Source organism: Paenibacillus sp. GL_099_B, assembly GCF_057835695.1.
The window spans coordinates 4,800,467-4,817,866 of record NZ_CM174430.1; the positions used below are offsets into that span (position 1 = coordinate 4,800,467).

The 17,400-nt window shown below is 49.1% G+C and carries 13 protein-coding genes; 1 reads left to right on the plus strand and 12 read right to left on the minus strand.

Translation table 11 applies throughout. The features are described 5' to 3' along the window. Positions 1–45: 45 nt before the first annotated feature. From AC3ITG_RS21820 to AC3ITG_RS21845, 6 genes are all read right to left on the minus strand, one after another. Positions 46–633: a cell wall hydrolase gene (locus AC3ITG_RS21820; RefSeq protein ID WP_163755387.1), complete on the minus strand. Its 588-nt coding sequence runs from the start codon at positions 631–633 to the stop codon at positions 46–48. Between the two features lie 752 nt (positions 634–1,385). After that, positions 1,386–2,603 (minus strand): MFS transporter, encoded by a 1,218-nt coding sequence (locus AC3ITG_RS21825; RefSeq protein WP_405153214.1) that lies wholly within the window; start codon positions 2,601–2,603, stop codon positions 1,386–1,388. 114 nt (positions 2,604–2,717) lie between these two features. Further along, positions 2,718–3,533, minus strand: a complete 816-nt coding sequence (locus AC3ITG_RS21830) for a carbohydrate ABC transporter permease (RefSeq protein WP_109998601.1) — start codon at positions 3,531–3,533, stop codon at positions 2,718–2,720. 49 nt (positions 3,534–3,582) lie between these two features. Continuing rightward, positions 3,583–4,455, minus strand: coding sequence for a carbohydrate ABC transporter permease (locus AC3ITG_RS21835; RefSeq protein WP_489251339.1), 873 nt, complete (start codon positions 4,453–4,455; stop codon positions 3,583–3,585). 3 nt (positions 4,456–4,458) lie between these two features. Next, a complete protein-coding gene (locus AC3ITG_RS21840) occupies positions 4,459–5,733 on the minus strand; it encodes an ABC transporter substrate-binding protein (protein ID WP_489251340.1) in 1,275 nt (424 codons plus the stop codon). Between the two features lie 222 nt (positions 5,734–5,955). Further along, a complete protein-coding gene (locus tag AC3ITG_RS21845) occupies positions 5,956–7,137 on the minus strand; it encodes an LLM class flavin-dependent oxidoreductase (RefSeq protein ID WP_489254511.1) in 1,182 nt (393 codons plus the stop codon). 464 nt (positions 7,138–7,601) lie between these two features. Here AC3ITG_RS21845 and AC3ITG_RS21850 point away from each other — a divergent pair, with 464 nt between their 5' ends. Continuing rightward, positions 7,602–8,474 carry a helix-turn-helix transcriptional regulator gene (locus tag AC3ITG_RS21850; RefSeq protein ID WP_489251341.1) on the plus strand — a complete coding sequence of 291 codons (873 nt, stop codon included), beginning with the start codon at positions 7,602–7,604 and terminating at the stop codon, positions 8,472–8,474. A gap of 114 nt (positions 8,475–8,588) precedes the next feature. On the opposite strand, the gene AC3ITG_RS21855 is transcribed toward AC3ITG_RS21850, so the two are convergent. The 6 genes from AC3ITG_RS21855 to AC3ITG_RS21880 all read right to left on the minus strand — a co-directional run bounded on the left by AC3ITG_RS21855 (position 8,589) and on the right by AC3ITG_RS21880 (position 16,782). Then, positions 8,589–9,488, minus strand: coding sequence for a hypothetical protein (locus tag AC3ITG_RS21855; RefSeq protein WP_489251342.1), 900 nt, complete (start codon positions 9,486–9,488; stop codon positions 8,589–8,591). 32 nt (positions 9,489–9,520) lie between these two features. Further along, entirely contained in the window at positions 9,521–10,888 is a 1,368-nt protein-coding gene (locus AC3ITG_RS21860) for a nucleotide sugar dehydrogenase (RefSeq protein WP_413372498.1), read from the minus strand. 138 nt (positions 10,889–11,026) lie between these two features. Next, positions 11,027–11,830 (minus strand): response regulator, encoded by an 804-nt coding sequence (locus tag AC3ITG_RS21865; RefSeq protein WP_413372500.1) that lies wholly within the window; start codon positions 11,828–11,830, stop codon positions 11,027–11,029. Positions 11,831–11,898: 68 nt separating this feature from the next. Continuing rightward, complete coding sequence (locus AC3ITG_RS21870; RefSeq protein ID WP_413372502.1) at positions 11,899–13,296, minus strand: glycosyltransferase family 2 protein; 1,398 nt, start codon at positions 13,294–13,296, stop codon at positions 11,899–11,901. A 22-nt stretch (positions 13,297–13,318) separates the two neighbouring features. Beyond that, entirely contained in the window at positions 13,319–14,530 is a 1,212-nt protein-coding gene (locus tag AC3ITG_RS21875; protein WP_489251343.1) for a HEAT repeat domain-containing protein, read from the minus strand. 26 nt (positions 14,531–14,556) lie between these two features. Continuing rightward, on the minus strand, positions 14,557–16,782 hold the full coding sequence (locus tag AC3ITG_RS21880; RefSeq protein ID WP_489251344.1) for a hypothetical protein: 2,226 nt from the start codon (positions 16,780–16,782) through the stop codon (positions 14,557–14,559). Between the last annotated feature and the right edge of the window lie 618 nt (positions 16,783–17,400).

Consider the following 17,400-nt stretch of genomic DNA (forward strand, 5'->3'; position numbering starts at 1 on the left):
GGGGTTCACCATTATTTTAATTATTACTTATAACTCTTAATCTAATCACCTTGTAAAATCATGCTGCCCAATCGTCAGCAACGTTGGTCTGCTCTTGCTCCACAACGAAGTTGCAATCTTCGGATTATAATAATAGAGCGCTCCGTGTGTTGGATCAGTGCCATTCAAAGCTTTACGAGCTGCCTGATAGGAAGTCTGGGTTGGCTTTGTATTAAACTGTCCATCGTCTATGGCCGTGAACTGCCCTTTTTGGAAAATCACTTTTGGAATTGATGACGGGAATGCATTTGAATGCACTCGGTTCAATACGACCGCGCCAACAGCAACCTGTCCTTCAAAGGATTCTCCGCGTGCTTCCCCATGGATCAGCTTCGCGAGCTGGCGCAGCGTATTACCTTGGGCTGCTGCCTTCTTGTTCAGTCTGTTCAGTGTTGCCGGGCCTGCAATTCCATCCGCACTCAACCCTTGAGCCTGCTGAAACTTACGGACAGCCCCTTTGGTAATAGAACCGTAATATCCGGTCAATCCAGCTTTAAAATACCCCAGTTCGCTTAGTTGCTCCTGCAATTGAAGAACATGTTCACCGCGAACGCCCTGCTCCAATTTCTGTGCTCCAGCAGACGGAGCTGCCATTGTCAGTCCCAGAGCCATCGCGAAGGCACCAAGAAGCACACTGACTCGTCCTGCTCTTTTGCCAGCCTTTCTTCCCCTGCGATGGGTGACTTTTCGGCTGACGTTAATAGGTTCCATGTGGTCAGTGCTTGTGTGCAAATCATGCAGATCAAGCCTCTCATCCCCGCTATCTAATCTAAACTCTTCATCAAGGCTGTAGATATAGCTCGTCATCTTCATCTGGTTCATTTCGTTCATCTCTCTAATAGGAGTAAGATCAATCACATCATATCTCCCGTTTATCTCACTCATCCTATCGTTGCCATTATAGCTGTACATCACATTCATCCCGACATTCTCAATCACACGTATCCGTTCGCACACGCTATTCTGTCCACTCATCATTTGCTTTTCATTCATTTTATTCTTCTCATTCATCATATTCTTTTCAATCATTTCACACGTCTGATCCATTTCATTACTGTTCTTCATGATTAGATTAACCTCCACTTTTCTGAATCCAGATCCCACTTCTTCCCCCTGAATCCTCACGGTTGGACATCCCGAGTGTCATTATAGGATATAGAAAAAGTAACGTCTATCGGACCGATGGCGCAGGCGAAAATCCACTCCACACACAGCAAAAAGAGGCATGAGCCCATGGTCACGCCATGGTCATGCCTCTTCTTGTATCAACCTTCTGCCGCTTATCCAGCCCGTTATAGGCGTAGGCAGGCAGACCCGCACAAAAGTTGCGTTGTATTTATTGACATTTATTCAGCCAGTTCCAGACCCTTAGTTTCCCGGCCCAGGAACAGCACAGCCGCTGCACCAATGAGGATGGTCACGAAGAAAATCGTGAAAATCAGGCTGATTGCAACCTCACGCTGAACCAACATACCAACCATTAATGGAGCAAGCACGCCCCCAATCCGGCCTACCGATGTGGCAAGACCCACACCTGTTGAACGAACGGAAGTGGGGTACAATTCCGGACTATACGCGTACAGACCGCCCCAAGCTCCCAGATTGAAGAAGGAAAGACAGATACCTGCGGTCAGAATCGTCGCTTCCGTTGTTGCCAGTCCAAAAGCAATCGCACTTACTGCTGTCAATGTAAGATAAACGACAAGTACAAATTTGCGGCCAAACCGCTCAATGAAGTACGCCGCTGTGAAGTAACCTGGCAGCTGTGCGATCGTCATGATCAGCACGTACTGGAAGCTTTTGACCAACGTAAAGCCTTTTGCCATAACAACCGAAGGCAGCCACAGGAACATGCCATAATAGGAGAAAATGACGGTAAACCACAAGATCCAGAGCATCAACGTTGTGCGGCGATGCGGTACCGACCAGACAGTCGCCACCTTCTCGCGGAACGTGATTTTCTTAATCTTGGTATTGTTCTTGTAACGAGGCGGGTCCTGAATGGCACGGCGCAGATACAGCGCATAGAACGCTGGAACGGCACCAATGGCAAAAGCAATTCTCCAGCCATATTCCGGGATAACAAAGTTGGCAATGAGTGCTGATACAATCCAGCCACCTGCCCAGAAACTCTCCAGCAGTACAACTGCACGTCCACGTTCTGCCGTAGGCATCGACTCCGATACCAACGTAGATGCAACGGGCAGCTCCCCGCCGAGGCCGATACCTGCAATTAGACGTAGTACACACAATACAGCGAATCCGGTCGCTAATGCTGACAGGCCACTAGCAATCGTAAATACCAGCAGGGTCCACATCAAAATAGCCTTTCGGCCGAAACGGTCCGCAAGTGCCCCCGCAAGCAATGCACCTAGCGCCATACCGATGGAGTTGATACTCGTAAGCACCCCGACTTGTCCGGGACTGAGACTCCATTCCTTGGCGAGTGCAGCCACGATGAAGGAAATCATGCCGACTTCCATTGCATCAAACAGCCAGCTCATGCCGGCACTGAACAGCAGCTTGCGTTGCTTGGGATTCCGCAATACTTCCAGTTTGCTCATGTCTTATAGCTCCCTTGATCTCTATGTAGTCATTCTGACACTAAACCATTATTATGCAGAATGATTCAGAAATCAATGTAAAATACGCATATCCGTTGATCTTCTTCCCATACCTTACCCCTTGAGTGAACCTGCTGTCAGACCTGCAACAAAATAACGCTGGAGCAGAATGAACAGCACGATCATCGGAATGGCTGTTACCAGCACACCGGTGAGCATCATCGGATAGTTCGTCACGTATTCTCCGCGGAACTGCATGAGTGCAAGTGGTAACGTTAGCTTGGACTTACTGCTGAGCATTAGCATCGGAATGAGCAAGTCATTCCAGACCATCACGAGCAGGAACGTGGCTGTAGCTGCCAGCGAAGGTGCAGCCAGCGGCAAAGCGATTCGTGTATAGAGCCTCCACTCGCTTGCCCCATCCATACTGCCCGCTTCCAGTATTTCCGCATTCAGCATACGCATAAAGCCCGTAAGCATAAATACGGAGACCGGCATTAACATCGCCGCTGATACTACAATGAGTCCTGTCAGACTGTCCGACCATCCAAGCGTACGTGTCAGGGAATAGATCGGCAGCATGCTCACTTGGGAAGGAACGATCAGACCTGCCACGAACAAGGCAAACACAATTTTGCCCACACTGCCGCCCCAGCGAACAATGGCATACGCAATCATGCTGCTGAGCAATAACTCAATCGCAACCGTACCCAGCGTTACGACCAGACTGTTCCCGAAATACTGCCACATCGGCTGATTGCGGAACATGCCAGTGAGATTGTCCCACGTAAACGGGTCCGGCCAGCTAAATGGACTGATGAAGAAGTTGCTGCTCGTTTTGAACGATGATACAAATACAAAGTACAACGGCACGATAATAAGCAGCGCGTACACCAATAAAATCAGGCGGTTGAACCACTTTAGAAACATGTGAACTCCCTTCTGCCTCTTGTGCAGGATAATTGCTCCAGCAACAATATCAATAGCTTACCCGGTCGGCACGCAGCGCCTTGAACTGCAATAACGCCAGCAAAGCGAGCAGAACCAGGAAGATCATTGAACCCGCAGAAGCGAGGCCAAATGAGTAGCTGCCAAAGGCGGTGTGATAGATATATGTCGTCAAAATTTCAGTTGCGTAGTTCGGGCCTCCGTCCGTCATTGTGAAAATGAGATCAAAAGCCTTGAAGGATTGAATCGTGGTATAGGCCACGACAATCGTTGCCGAAGGTGCAAGTAGCGGCCAGGTCACGGTACGGAATACCTGCCATTTGCTGCCGCCATCCATACGTGCTGCTTCATACAGCTCCGCTGGGATGCCTTGCAGACCTGCGATAAACACGATCATCATCTGCCCGGCATGTGCCCAGACCTGTACCGCGGCAATCGAGTAGATGGCGATCTTCGGATCACCAATCCAGTTGTGGGCAATGCTCCCCATACCTGCCTCGTTCAAACCATAGTTAATGAGTCCAATGGAAGGATCGTACATAAATGCCCAGATCAAACCCACCGATACAGAGGACAGAATCGCAGGCAGAAAATACAGCGCCCGGAGCGCGATGCGCGTCTTTGTGTTACGTACCAGGAGCAGCGCCAGAACAAGTGAAATAAAGGTTTGCGCAATAACAACCGTCAACATGAACTCAACGTTGTTGCCAAAGGCTTTGCGAAATACGATGCTGCTGAGACTGTCCTTGTAATTATCCAGCCCTACAAATGCATACGACGGGGATACCCCGTCCCAATCCGTAAAGGAGTAGAACAGCCCCGTCAATGTAGGAAATACGAACAGTGCAACGTACAGCAGCAACCCGGGTAACAAAAACAGGGATAGCTGAATACGATTTTTCATCGTTTATTTCCCGATATGCTGATCAATGATCGCCTGTGCCTGCTGCGCTGCCTCTTCAGGAGAAGTGCCGCTCAGTACAGCCTGAATAGAGTTGGTTACGGCCTTCTGATTATCTCCGTTCAGGATGGTGAACCGTGGCTGGAACACGGTCTTTTTGCTCGCCCAATCTCCGGCAACCTGAAGTTCAGGTGTATCGTACTTCACATCATTCACCGTTACATTCTGTCCCGTCTGGTTGGCATATTCGCCAGCCACTTCCGGATTGCTCAGGAATTCGATGAACTTCTTCGCTTCTTCCGGATGTTTGGACTTGCTGTTCACCGCAAGCATAAATGTCGTGGTATGAACACCTTCATACTTCGCTTGATCTGCACTTACGGTAATCGGTGCGAGCAGCTTCTGCTCCAGATTCGGATTTTGAAGCTTGTTCTGTGCCAGCTGATACGATCCGCTTGCCAGCATGGCTGCTTTCTCCTGGATAAAGAGTGCTCCCGCTGCCGGGTCTTTCGTTCCCAGTGCGTCCTGCTGGAAGTATCCTTTGTCGTTCAGTTCTTTGATCTGAGTTAATGTTTTCACCCAAAACTCATCCGTCAGTTTGGCCTCTCCGGCTTCCACTTTGGTAAAAATGTCGCCACTCGGTGCATTGTTCATCACCATCGTATTCATGAATTGGCCCGGACCAATGTCCGCTCCAGCAAATGCAATCGGAATAATGCCGTTGTCTTTCAGTGTCTGGCAAAGCGCCAGGAAGCCTTCCCAATCCGTCGGCGGGGTCAGTCCGTATTTTTCAAATAGCTTCACATTGTAGATTGGATCGTTGTATACGAGTTGATACGGAATTGCATATTGCGTGCCATCGTGCTGGCCTGCTTCAATCAGCTTTGGATTGTAGGCCGACAGAAACGACGATCCAGTCAGATCCGTAAACAATCCGGCTTTGGCGAAGGCTTCGAACTGTGCACCAGGGAAGGAAGCAAATACATCCCCTACCGAACCATCACTGATTTTGGATTGTACAGTGGATTGATATTGGTCCGAAGGAAGAGTCTGCATTTCCACATGGATGTTCGGATTTTCCTTTTCAAACGCATCAATCGTCTTGTTCAGTGCTTCCACATCCTCTCCACGCCAGTGCATGAAGCTGATTGTTACTTTGCCCGAACCAGAGGAATCGTCCCCTCCTGATGCCGCGTTATCCTCTCCGCCGCAGGCAGACAGCAGGATGGACATCACCAGCATACTGACAAGGGGCAGAATATATTTTTGTTTTTTTCTCATGAAAGAAGACCTCCTGAAGGATGATTAATGTTCTATAAGGTCAACTAAAGATTGTTTATACTGACCACTCCGATGACAGAATAACCTTCCGATCGCTGTTATCCCCAGATTTATTTGATTCCTTTTTTAAAAGGATAAATCCGGGGATAAAGGCGAACGCTTCGCTTCTTCACGTTATTTCTGTCCTCTCCGTTTTCGTATAAAAAGATTAGTTGAACTTATTTAGTTGGTAGTAACTGAATGCTTCTTCTGTCTTGTTTTCCACTTCTCACGAATAATGGGCATCACGGTCCGGCCGAAAATTTCGGCTTCTTCCAAATGAGGATATCCCGACAATATAAATGTGGTCACGCCCAGATCACCATATTCCATCAATCGTTCTGCAACCTGTTCCGCTGTACCGACAATGAGAATCGCTCCGCCGGAACGTACAACAGACAAACCTGTCCACAGGTTGGGACCTACGACGAACTGCTGCTTCTCGGATAATTCCCGCAGCTCATTCTGTCTGCGTTGGTTGGTCGCATCCGTCTCCGCAAAGATTGCCTTGGCTTTCTCGATTGCTTCAGGTGGTACTTTGCTAATAATCTCCCAAGCCGCCGACCATGCTTCTTCTTCCGTATCCCGAATGAGTACCTGTGCCCGCATGCCGTAACGCAACTGGCGATCTTGTCCCGTTTCCTCTTTGATCTGTTCGCGAATGACTTCAATTTCTTCGATCTGCTCCTGAATCCAGTCATGCGGCTCTCCCCACATGAGGAATGTATCTGCGTGTTCAACAGCTACCCGTTTTGCAATCGGTGAACTGCCACCCAAGTAGAACGGCGGATACGGATTTTGCACCGTTTCAGGCATACCTACCGGACCTTTGAAATTGTAATACTTACCGTTAAACTCCGAATTGTCTTCGGATGCTTCCTGATTCGACTGAGCACCGCTTCCGGCAAACTCGGTCAGATTAAGCACGGTCGATTGGGTCCATGAGCGTTTCATCACTTCCATGTACTCGCTCGCCCGTTCATAACGTTCATCATGGGCATGAGCCAGTGGATCTCCCAGTTCCTCCAAATCCCGAACCGAACTGCCTGTCACCACATTGATCATGGCACGACCGCCAGACAGTTGATCTAGTGCAGCTCCCATACGTGCCGCCAATACAGGGGTGACCAGACCTGGACGAATGGCTACAAGTGGACGCAGTGTTTTCGTGTGACTCATGACAGCCGAACCCACAACCCACGCATCCAGACAAGCTCCCCCTGTCGGAATCAATACAAATTCAAAACCTGCCGTCTCCGCTGTCTGCGCCACTTGAATCAAATAATCCAGGCTCGGTTCCCGCTCCGGGGCAACCCCTACATATTTTCCGTCTCCTGCTGTAGGCAAAAACCAACCAAACTTCATCTCTTCCTGTTCGCTCACGCAAATCATTCCCTTCTGGTCATAAATTGATCTAATGAATAGTTCCACTCAAGCACTTCGGTTACAAAAAACCTTTCGATCACTCTTGTCCCCAGATTTCTTTTAATTCCCTTTTCAAGGGAAAATCCGGTGACAAAGGCGCACGCTTCGCTTCTTCAGGTCTTTTCTGTCCCCTACGTTGCCGTGTAATTCTTAAAGTTGAATTTATAAGTATGAACACTTCCAAATGCCGATTAATTAACTTGGTTTAATAGGTATGGACATCATAACAATTGATTTGTCTGTGATCAATGTCATTTCGCGGCCATTTTATTTTGTCATTTTGTGGTGAATTCACAGGAATAGGTCTTCTCGATCTTGAATATTAACAAAACCCACCTGTATAATAGGTTATAAGAAAACTTTCAGAGATTACACACTATACTTATATTAAAGAGGTGTTCCTGATGATCGAGAGCATGAAGGAGGACCACCACGAGTTTTTGGATATTATTTTTTTCACTCCGTCTGAATTCGAGAAATCCGGTGGAGCATGGCCGATTCGAATTGGCCGTAATATAGCCAAGAGCAACTATCATATCGGCCCTCGAACTACGCCCTTTCATTATTTAATTTTTGTTCTGGAGGGCGAGGGAACTTTCATACAGAACGGTCATCGTTACTCCCTGCGTGCCCGTGATGCTTTCTGCCTGTATCCACAGGTTACCCATGAGTACTGGTCCGACCCGAAGGAGTCTTTGCACAAAATTTTCATTGCCTTTGATGGAAAACATGCAGCTGAACTTCTGGCACGAATCGGGCTTACCCCGGACGCGCCGCATCGTTCAGGTGTACTCACGCCGGAGACGGCAAGTGGCATGCGTGCTTTTATGGAAGAGGTTCGCAAACCTCAGGGAGGCGCAAGCGACCTGGGACGACTTACCCGTTTTCTCGGATTGTTTGACCGGATTGCCAAATCCCCCGCTACCCGAGTGCTTCAACCAGACTCTGCCACACCATGGCTGCAAAAGGGCAAGGAGTATATGGATATTCACTTTGCTGGCGGCATTACTGTGGAAGGTGTATCTTCACACGCAGGCGTGGATCGGACCCACTTTGCCAAACAATTCCGCAAAGCCTACGGCCTGTCTCCTGTTCAGTACATTCAACGTCTCAAAATGAATCAGGCCAAACGGCTGCTCGTTCAGACCCCGTTAACGTTAACTGAAGTAGCGCATTCCGTGGGTTACCCCGACCTGTTCTCCTTCTCCAAAGCGTTCAAAAAGCAGGTGGGTCTGCCACCCAACCGATATCGAACGGCCGAGAACAATAAAAGCTGATTTATCGCCAAGCTGCACGCTATGAATAGCAAAAAAGGCAAGTCTCCTTGACCGGAGACTTGCCTTTTCCTGCTTACAACTTACAACGATCTTTCTATAAACTACATACACCCGCTACTTCTTCTCCTCGCTCTTTCGAGCCAGCGGAATTCCGTTTTCCTTTGCATACCATGCTTCATAATGATGCACCGCGACACCTGCAAAAGAGGAATGAGAAGCGCCGAGATCAAACACCTTCTTCATTTCTTCGTCCATGTTAGTAATGGATTTGCTGAAAAAGGTTAGATGATCGCCCTCAAGCGTATCGGCCAGTTCGGCTCCAACCCATACCTTCTTGCCAAGCTCATCCGCTTCGTCCAGCTCTTCCTTGGACAGATCATACATCTGCTGACCACTATCCCGATAGGCCATAATGGCTACCGCATCAAAATGATCAATCACCCAGCGGCTGAATGTTCCTCCGCCTTCTGCCGACTCGCGTGCATCCAGCCAGAAAGGGATCGCGGCGCTCATGTAGAGTCCGGCATCATCACCAGCTTTGGTCCACGCCTTCATGTTGTCGCTCCACTCCGCAATAACGCTATTCTGCTCGTTCTCCCAGCGTTTTAGCTGATAAGGCTCAACATCCAGCTGAATTCCCTCAAAGCGTTCATTTTTGGCCGAAGCTGTATTATATGCTCGTACTTTTTCAATAAACGCAAGTCCCTCTTCCCGCTTCTCCGTATAGGCCCAGTCTGCATGACCGTTAAGGGCATGTACTTCGATCTCAGCCTGCCGCGCAGCCGCGATGAATTTGCGGTATGTCGCATCGGGTACCTCATCCTGAATTTGCAGGAAAATGGTATCCACGCCCTGTGCTTTGGAGAAGGAAATAATCTCAGGCGTCTGCTCTGCAATAATGGAAGCGTCCCACAGCCAGGTCGCTTTGTGTTCCTCATGTGAAAACCATTTGAGTAGCCAGGGCAGAAGAAGCAGGCAGAACAGCAGGGCCAAGATGGCCCATTTTGCCTTCACCGACAGTTTGCCCCACTTGTTCGTTATATTCCTCAGACGAGCAACGCTTCACTTGGCTCAAGCACAGGGTGCTGTACCGAATGACCAATCTTGTAAATATGCGGATGTTTATACGTTTTGAACGCATTACGTGTATCCAGAATCGGCACACCCATCTCGGCAATATCAAAGTAAGGCAAATCGCTGTGGTTGGTGATCAGCACGATGCAGTCGTACTTCTTGAACTGTTCCAAGTTGAACACTTCGCTATATACCGTCTCGCCATGCTTGTCCAGGAATGATTCAGCATGTGGATCATAATAGCTGACATTGGCTCCACCTTCCTTGAACTGTTCATAGATTTCCAGTCCTGGAGATTCACGTAAATCGGCAATATTTGGCTTGTACGACATACCAAGCAACAGAATGTTGGATTTACGTACCGATTTCGCGTACTCGTTCAGAATGGTTGATGTTTTGTTCAGTACATAATATGGCATATTGTCATTGGTAGATTGCGCCAGCTCAATGAACTTGCTGTAGAAACGGAATCCTTTAGCCTTCCAGGACAGGTACATCGGATCAAGCGGGATGCAGTGACCACCGATGCCAGGGCCCGGATAGAAAGGCATGAAGCCAAACGGCTTCGTCGCAGCTGCGTCGATAACTTCCCAGATATCGATGCCCATACGGTCACACATCATTGCCATTTCATTAACAAAGGCAATGTTTACGCTGCGGAACGTATTTTCCAGCAGTTTGGACATTTCAGCCACTTTTGGCGAAGATACAGGTACAACTGTTTCAACGTATTTGCTATACAACGCTGTTCCCAGTTTGAGGCAAGCTTCAGTTGTTCCCCCGATTACTTTTGGTGTATTAAAAGTAGTGAATCGTCCGTTGGAAGGGTCCACACGTTCAGGCGAGAAGCACAGGAAGTAGTCTTTGCCTGCTTCATGTCCGATCTTGTCCAACTCATCCTGGATCAGTTCTTCGGTTGTACCCGGATAAGTGGTGCTCTCCAGCGTAATCAGCATGCCTGGTTTCATGTGCAGTTTAATCTGATCCACAACCGTCTCGATATAAGACGTATCCGGGTCCTGATTTTCACTGAGCGGTGTAGGTACGCAGATGCTCAACGCGTCGATCACGCGCAGCATACTGTAATCCGTTGTAGGCTGGAAGCGGCCGCTTTGCATCACTTTTTTCAATTCCTCGGACGAAATATCGTGAATATAGGAATCTCCCTGATAAATGCTCTCCACTTTGGATGCATCCAGATCAATCCCGATTACCGTGAAACCCTGATTGACCATTTCCACCGCAAGTGGTAATCCTACGTAACCGAGCCCGACCACGCCGAGCACCGCTTCTTTATTTTCAATAGCATTCAGTAATGTGTGGAATTGTTGATTCTCCATGATATTCCCTCCAACAGTGTATTTGTTTGGTTGATTGACGAATCCATTTGATAGATGTTTGTCTGTAAATGTACTTGTTTGGCTGATAAAAATTAATGAAGTCTATCTGTTTCTCTTGGCTTTGCTATGTGGTTGCGTTTAATGCAGACAACGCCTGATTCGGGCATCCAGCTCCACAGGTGAGAACGGTTTGGTCATATAATCATCGACCCCGCTGCGGAAGCATTGGCTGATTGTCTGTTCCACACGCTGTTCCGTCAATACGACGATTTTGGGCGGTTGTGCCACATCCAGGTTCTGGATATGTTGAATGAACGGCAGGCCATCAATGCCATACAGATTCAATTCGGTCAGCACCAGGTCAGGTGTAATTTTCTCAATCAGTTCCAGTGCAGCCAGTCCATCCACCGCTTCATAGGTTTCGTACCCCTGCATCTTCAGACGCAATTGCAGAAACTCGCGTACCGTCGGATCGTTATCCACAATCAAAATTCGTTCCGGCTCGTCTGCCGTCTGGTCCAGCGTGTAGATATGAATTTCCGACGGGTCTACCAGCTTGGCGGACTCAGCCATATGTTGAATGGTTGCCTTTGAAGGACGCTCACCTGCCGGGAAACTTGCCAGCGTGATTTGTGGATCGGCACCAGGTACCGTCTCCTGCAATTCATGCTTGATGCGAAGCCCCTCATAATGAACCTCATCCAGTGTCAACCCTGGCAGCAGGACAGCAATTGCCTGTGTGGCTCCATCCTCCCAGACCTGGAAGGCAGACTCGCTGGTCTGCTCCAGATGTGTCCTGACCTGCTGCTCCGGCTGAGACTGCCCTGCACAATGGATGAACATTAAGCCGCATGTTTCGGCACCCGTTTCTTTCAATCCCTGTTCTACACTGCGGTACACATTAACGGCAGCCTCACGCTGCAATGTCGCCGTATTTGGCATGTTCTTTTCCACCCTTCTCCCTCGGTTATCTATATTGTTTCTGCTGTATTACTTTGATTACGCTGTGCTTAGGCCGCCTCGCTTGTCTTCTCTTCCTCGGACCAGCTCTGGCGTGTCATGGTACCCCATGAGTTGTTGTTTTGCATGAACTGGATATGCCCCTGCAATCTCCACAGCACGCCGAGCTGATGATAGCCGACGAATTTCAGAGCGGAGTAGAACAGCATTTTGACCAGATCGGACAGCTTGTTATACCGCTTAAATGCAATTTCCTCGAGCACAAGGGCTCCCACACTGAGCAGATAACCACTCACAATGTTGAGCGATCCAAAGAGCACAAGTATCGGCCACTGGGTCATATCCATCAGTACATATCCCGTGAGAGCGAGAAGTCCGGTAATTCGGAAATACGGGTTCAGCGCTTCAAAAAGGATGTTGTACGGCATGGTCAGCATGCCCATGACTTTATATTTCGGGTTGAACAACATGCCGCGGTTCTCGAGCATGTTCTTCAGATTTCCACGTCCCCAGCGCTTGCGCTGACTGGACAAGATCCGGTAGGAATCCGGCGCCTGTGTCCAGCACACAGCTTCAGGACAGAAGGCTACACGGTATTTCAATTTATTTTCCAGCATATAACGGTGAAGCTTGATAATAATGTTCATGTCTTCACCTGGATAACCGTCCCGGTATCCCCCAACCGCAATAACCGCATCCTTGCGGAACATGCCGAAGGCACCCGAAACGATGATCAGACCATTCATATGACTCCAACCGATCCGTCCGCCGAGAAAGGCTTTAAGATACTCGATGGACTGGAACATAGGCCAAATCTTGCGAGGCAGTGAAACGTCCTGCACTGCCCCATTCTCGATTTTGCAGCCGTTGGCTATCCGTACATCCCCACCAATAGCAACCGTCTCTTCCGGATTCTCCATATACATGCGAGCCATACGAATCAGGGCATCTTTCTCCAGCAAAGAGTCGGCATCAATGGAAGAAATCAACGGATAATGAGACAGGTTGATTCCGGCATTAAGGGAATCGGCCTTCCCACCGTTTTCCTTGTCAATGACATACAGGTCGGGGAATTCCGGATTGTGGTAGATCCCGCGAATTTTCTGACAGGAAATCTTGCCACGAATCTTCGTGTTGGGTACCAGCTTCAGACGATATTCTTTCAGCAACACCTTTAAGGTGGTATCGCTCGAACCATCATTCACCACGATGACTTCATACGTTGGATAATTCAACGTCATCAGGCAGTTCACATTTTCAATAATCGTCAGTTCCTCGTTATATGCGGGCACCAGCAAGGAAACCGATGGTACCAACTCCGAGCCTGACAACGTATTGTATTTGGAATAATGCGATCGCCTGAAGATCGTCCAAATGTTACGGAATGATAAGGCCAAAATGGAAAAGTAAAGCGTATTTACGGCGACGACATAATAGATTGCGACCATGCCGTAGATTAATAGTAGATCTCTAAGCAGTGTAATCCCCTCCTACCGCAGCCACACCTGTACGTTTCTTGCTTGTTGTCCGGTTCCCACGTACGGGACCGAAGTACCGATCATACAGCAGCCTTTTTTTGTTATGTGCAATCATCTGGTCAACGGCTTTGTGGTCTGTTCCTGAGTGCTGCATCGTACTCTCAATTTGCTGCATTGCAATTTCCCGTTCAGCACCTGTACCCTCCACAGCGGACTGACACAAGGCTTCAAATCCCGGTTCACCCAGCTTGCCCAGGCTCTCCGCACTGTTATAGCGTACTCCCCAATCTTCATCACGCAGCGCTTTGCGCAGCAGTGGAATGCTGCCTGCCGCATGTTTCGAACCGAGCGCCTGCACCACTTCGGCACGCACCTCCGGGTCCGAATCCTGCATGAGCTTCAGAATGGTCTCGTCCTGAAGTGCCGGACTTGCGCTAAGATACAGCTTCACCGCTTCTGCCCGTACACCCTGGTGTTCTGCGCCAACGAGTCTGTCGAGTGCAGGCATCACTTCTGGCACAGCCTGTCCCCACATCGCAACCAATCCCACTTTGACAAAGTCAGGATTGCGATCTTCCAGCAATTCAATCAGAATTCTGCTTGTATCCAGACTGGTTTCGAGCAAAATATCTGCTGCCAGATGATGAATCGATTTTCCTTTGGTTAACAGCAGCGCGAGCATGTCTTTCAGTTCACCCTGACGGGTGGTGCATCTTGCGATCGAACGACCAATCATGATCGCCATCGGGCCAGGCTTCTCATCCTTAAGCAATTCCATCAAGCCTGGAACGGCCTCTGGACAACGCATGCCGCCTAATCGATAAGCCGCATCAATCTGGCGTCCGTAACGAATACGACTCAGTTCCTTCAGATCATGCTCTACAAATCCGGCTTCACGGCAGAGTACAATCAATTTGTTGCGATACTCCCCCTTGAACTGATCAATCCATTCAATAAGCTTGCTCTGGATAACCCGACGCTCAAGTGGGGCCAGCTTCCCAGGTGGCAATCTCAGGGGACTGTCCTCGGTCAGTGCCGTCTGCAGATACGTAAAGTAATCACGCTGCTTTAACTTATAAAACTCAATCTTGCGCCGTTTGCCGTTGTGGGACATTTTCATGGCAAACAGCAGGATTACACCCACAGCGACGAGCGCCGTACAGATGTATAGAAATAGATAAGCCAAAGCCAAATTCGGAAACATGTGAAAAGGTCCTCCTTTATACTCATTTATTCGGTCTGAAAACTTGGAATTTGTTCATACCGTTTCTTCATTTCCTCGTAGCTCAGTTTCAGTCGTTCACTGTACTGTACCTGCTCCCAGGGCTGCCAGCTGTACATAGGCAATGTCTTCACATCCAGTGTCTTCTGTTCACCACCAGGCCAAGAGATATTTCCAGTAGAACGATCCATTAGCCACGGAACCAGGGTGACACCTTTGACTGCGACAGTTTCGAATTCCCGTCCACCTTTCAGCGCTCCATACTTGATCGCTTGCAGTGAACTTGGGTCACCGAATCCAAGCAGCATCCATGGAATACGCATCTCGACCTGATTACCGTTATATTGCCAGGCGGTTAACGAATCGGTATCGGACTTATCTGGAGCTGTCGTTCCCCGCTTCAATGTACCGACCTTCTCATTCATGAACGGTTGGGCGGACCGGGTATCCGGTGGGGTCATCCGCAGGCTGACAGCCAGATTCCATGGATGGAATGGATCTGCCGCATTCTCTTGCTCCTCGGGCAGCATCCCGTAACCTTCCTTGCCATAGAGGCGCTGGTTAAAGTCATAGTCTTTGGCGATCTCCACTTGTGATTCATCATCCTGCCCCAGTGTAATCACCGTTTCGAGCCCATCACTGAGCGTTCGATTTGGAAGTCTCGTGCCCGGCTGATTGCCACCATCCAGCGTATCCGTGCCGATGCGCAGCAAGGTCTGGTCCGGGTCAAAAGGTTGATCCAGCGTCATGCCAATGTACAGGTAGGCTTCATCATGGGTCATCTTCATTTCCTTGATGCCATCCACCTTGCCTTGCCAGACGGTGACCTCTTCCTTCTTCAGCGCATTCCAGTCATCCAGTTTCCCGTCGATGGTTAGCTGTTCCTGCTTACCGGGGTCCATGGCGAGCAGACCGAACATCTTCTCATTTGTCAGCACATTCAGCCAATAGGACCGCCGATCAGCTGGAATTTCCAACGGCATCGTGTTCCAGGTTTTCTTGAACCACTCATCCTGCCACATGAACAAAATCGCTCCCGCATACCCTTCATCATAAATATCCTGGGTCAGCGATGCGTCGATCTCGCCCTGCTCGGCCTCGTTATGTCCGCCCTGATCCCGACCTCCCATACCCAAATGGGAGATCCCAAGCGAAGACGGTACACCATACTCTGTAATCATTACAGGCATATCGGAAAACTCGGCTTTGAGCTTGCGCAGATAACTTTTGTACGTGTTGTACTCGCCGTTCTCATCCTTGATCGTCTGGAGTGTCTGGTCCGTATGGAACAAGTCCGGGTAATAAGGATACACATGGTACGCTGCAAAATATCCGCCCTGCCACCCTTCCGGTTGAATATGACGCGCATCCACACTGACCAAATCCTCTTCGAACAGCGGCTCGCCCGGATGATCCAACACATCGGTTGTTACCCAGTTGGTGAAGGTCATTGGATGCTCCCACCCGTATTTCTTCTCCAACACGGCGGTATAGTCCAGCAGCTCTGCCAGCCAATTCTCGAACGGTGATGCATCCTGCGTCCCGGAAAAATGAACGCCTTTGTACTGCGGCACATCGGGATGGCTCTCATTCGTGTTGTTCACCATCGAAGGGTCCCACTCCGTACCCACATGCCATGCCATCAGGTACTTCCCGGCATTCGTCTTGTATTTGCCGCTTGACTCTCCCGGTTTATCGGGAATGTCCGCATCCCCATATACAGCCGATACCGCCTTTTCAATCTCCTGCTTGAACGTCTGCTCAATATGGTCAGCATAGGCATCCTGCTTCTCGATCAACTCTTCTTCCGGCGACCATATGCCCTGTATAAAATATAACGGTTGCTCCCGGCCACGGTTATACTCAACCAATGCGGTGTAAAAAATCGGCTCATGTACCGTGTACACCCGGATGACATTGGCCCCCAGATCCTCAATCTGCTGGAACCACTTCAAGTAATCCTCTTCGGTCAACGGAAATTCACCCGGGTAATGTCCTGGTGATGTGGCGCCCAGGTTCACACCTTTCACGAACATCTCCCGCCATGTGCCATCAGGTCCATATTCCATGAACCGGTCTCCATCGGTCTTGAATTTCATCTCCGTGCCATTATCCGCTGTGTACGTAACGAGTTGGGGTTGCATATAATGCCAGCCGGCAAATATTCCGCCCGTCACTACGGCCGCTCCTGTCAGCATCGTTAGCAACCAGCGTCTTCGTCTTCGTCTGCTCATGGCTCTTGATTGCTCACCTCTCTAGTATGCATCCTGCTTCACCTGCGGATCTTAAACAACATGAAGGTCTGCGGGAAATCCCGCATCGGATGTCCGCTTTGGGTAGAGATGTCAGCGGTGTAGTTCTCACTATAGCTCTAAGCCTCTGCATTTGTAACTAGGCTGATGGAAGCAAACATGAACTGCAACATTCTGCCCATAATTCGTAAAATGCGCCATCAACTAGCATCCAGGAGTCCTTCTTGCTCTTATGTTCGATGGACACGAATATATGCCACTTTAACCGTCCGTTTGAGGTTCTTCCAGCCTGCACATCTCTACCCGTTATTGTTATATGCAACGCGGATTGCGAGATCTGTTTCCGCTTGAACGCTTACCCCATTAAACGCTAATGATATTTTAAAGTTGCGGACATTTTTACAGTATTAACCATAAAGATTACAAAATTGATACTATAGTCCGATAACGTATCCTTGAAAACCCGCGCCCTATCAAGGTTTTCTGAAAAGTGCAGAAAATGAAAAAAGGACATCAGTCCCCCCCTATAGGACTGTGCCCATTTATATAACTTTTACATAAAGCCGAATGAACACTCGGTCATCACCCGGAAGTCACGGA

Bases quoted from the DNA above. Each gene is read 5' to 3' on its own strand.
- AC3ITG_RS21845 (WP_489254511.1), bottom strand. From the start codon at position 7,137: ATGAAGTTTGGTTGGTTTTTGCCTACAGCAGGAGACGGAAAATATGTA.
- AC3ITG_RS21860 (WP_413372498.1), bottom strand. From the start codon at position 10,888: ATGGAGAATCAACAATTCCACACATTACTGAATGCTATTGAAAATAAA.
- AC3ITG_RS21825 (WP_405153214.1), bottom strand. From the start codon at position 2,603: ATGAGCAAACTGGAAGTATTGCGGAATCCCAAGCAACGCAAGCTGCTG.
- AC3ITG_RS21840 (WP_489251340.1), bottom strand. From the start codon at position 5,733: ATGAGAAAAAAACAAAAATATATTCTGCCCCTTGTCAGTATGCTGGTG.
- AC3ITG_RS21820 (WP_163755387.1), bottom strand. From the start codon at position 633: ATGGCAGCTCCGTCTGCTGGAGCACAGAAATTGGAGCAGGGCGTTCGC.
- AC3ITG_RS21850 (WP_489251341.1), top strand. From the start codon at position 7,602: ATGATCGAGAGCATGAAGGAGGACCACCACGAGTTTTTGGATATTATT.
- AC3ITG_RS21835 (WP_489251339.1), bottom strand. From the start codon at position 4,455: ATGAAAAATCGTATTCAGCTATCCCTGTTTTTGTTACCCGGGTTGCTG.
- AC3ITG_RS21875 (WP_489251343.1), bottom strand. From the start codon at position 14,530: ATGTTTCCGAATTTGGCTTTGGCTTATCTATTTCTATACATCTGTACG.
- AC3ITG_RS21880 (WP_489251344.1), bottom strand. From the start codon at position 16,782: ATGAGCAGACGAAGACGAAGACGCTGGTTGCTAACGATGCTGACAGGA.
- AC3ITG_RS21830 (WP_109998601.1), bottom strand. From the start codon at position 3,533: ATGTTTCTAAAGTGGTTCAACCGCCTGATTTTATTGGTGTACGCGCTG.
- AC3ITG_RS21865 (WP_413372500.1), bottom strand. From the start codon at position 11,830: ATGCCAAATACGGCGACATTGCAGCGTGAGGCTGCCGTTAATGTGTAC.
- AC3ITG_RS21870 (WP_413372502.1), bottom strand. From the start codon at position 13,296: ATGGTCGCAATCTATTATGTCGTCGCCGTAAATACGCTTTACTTTTCC.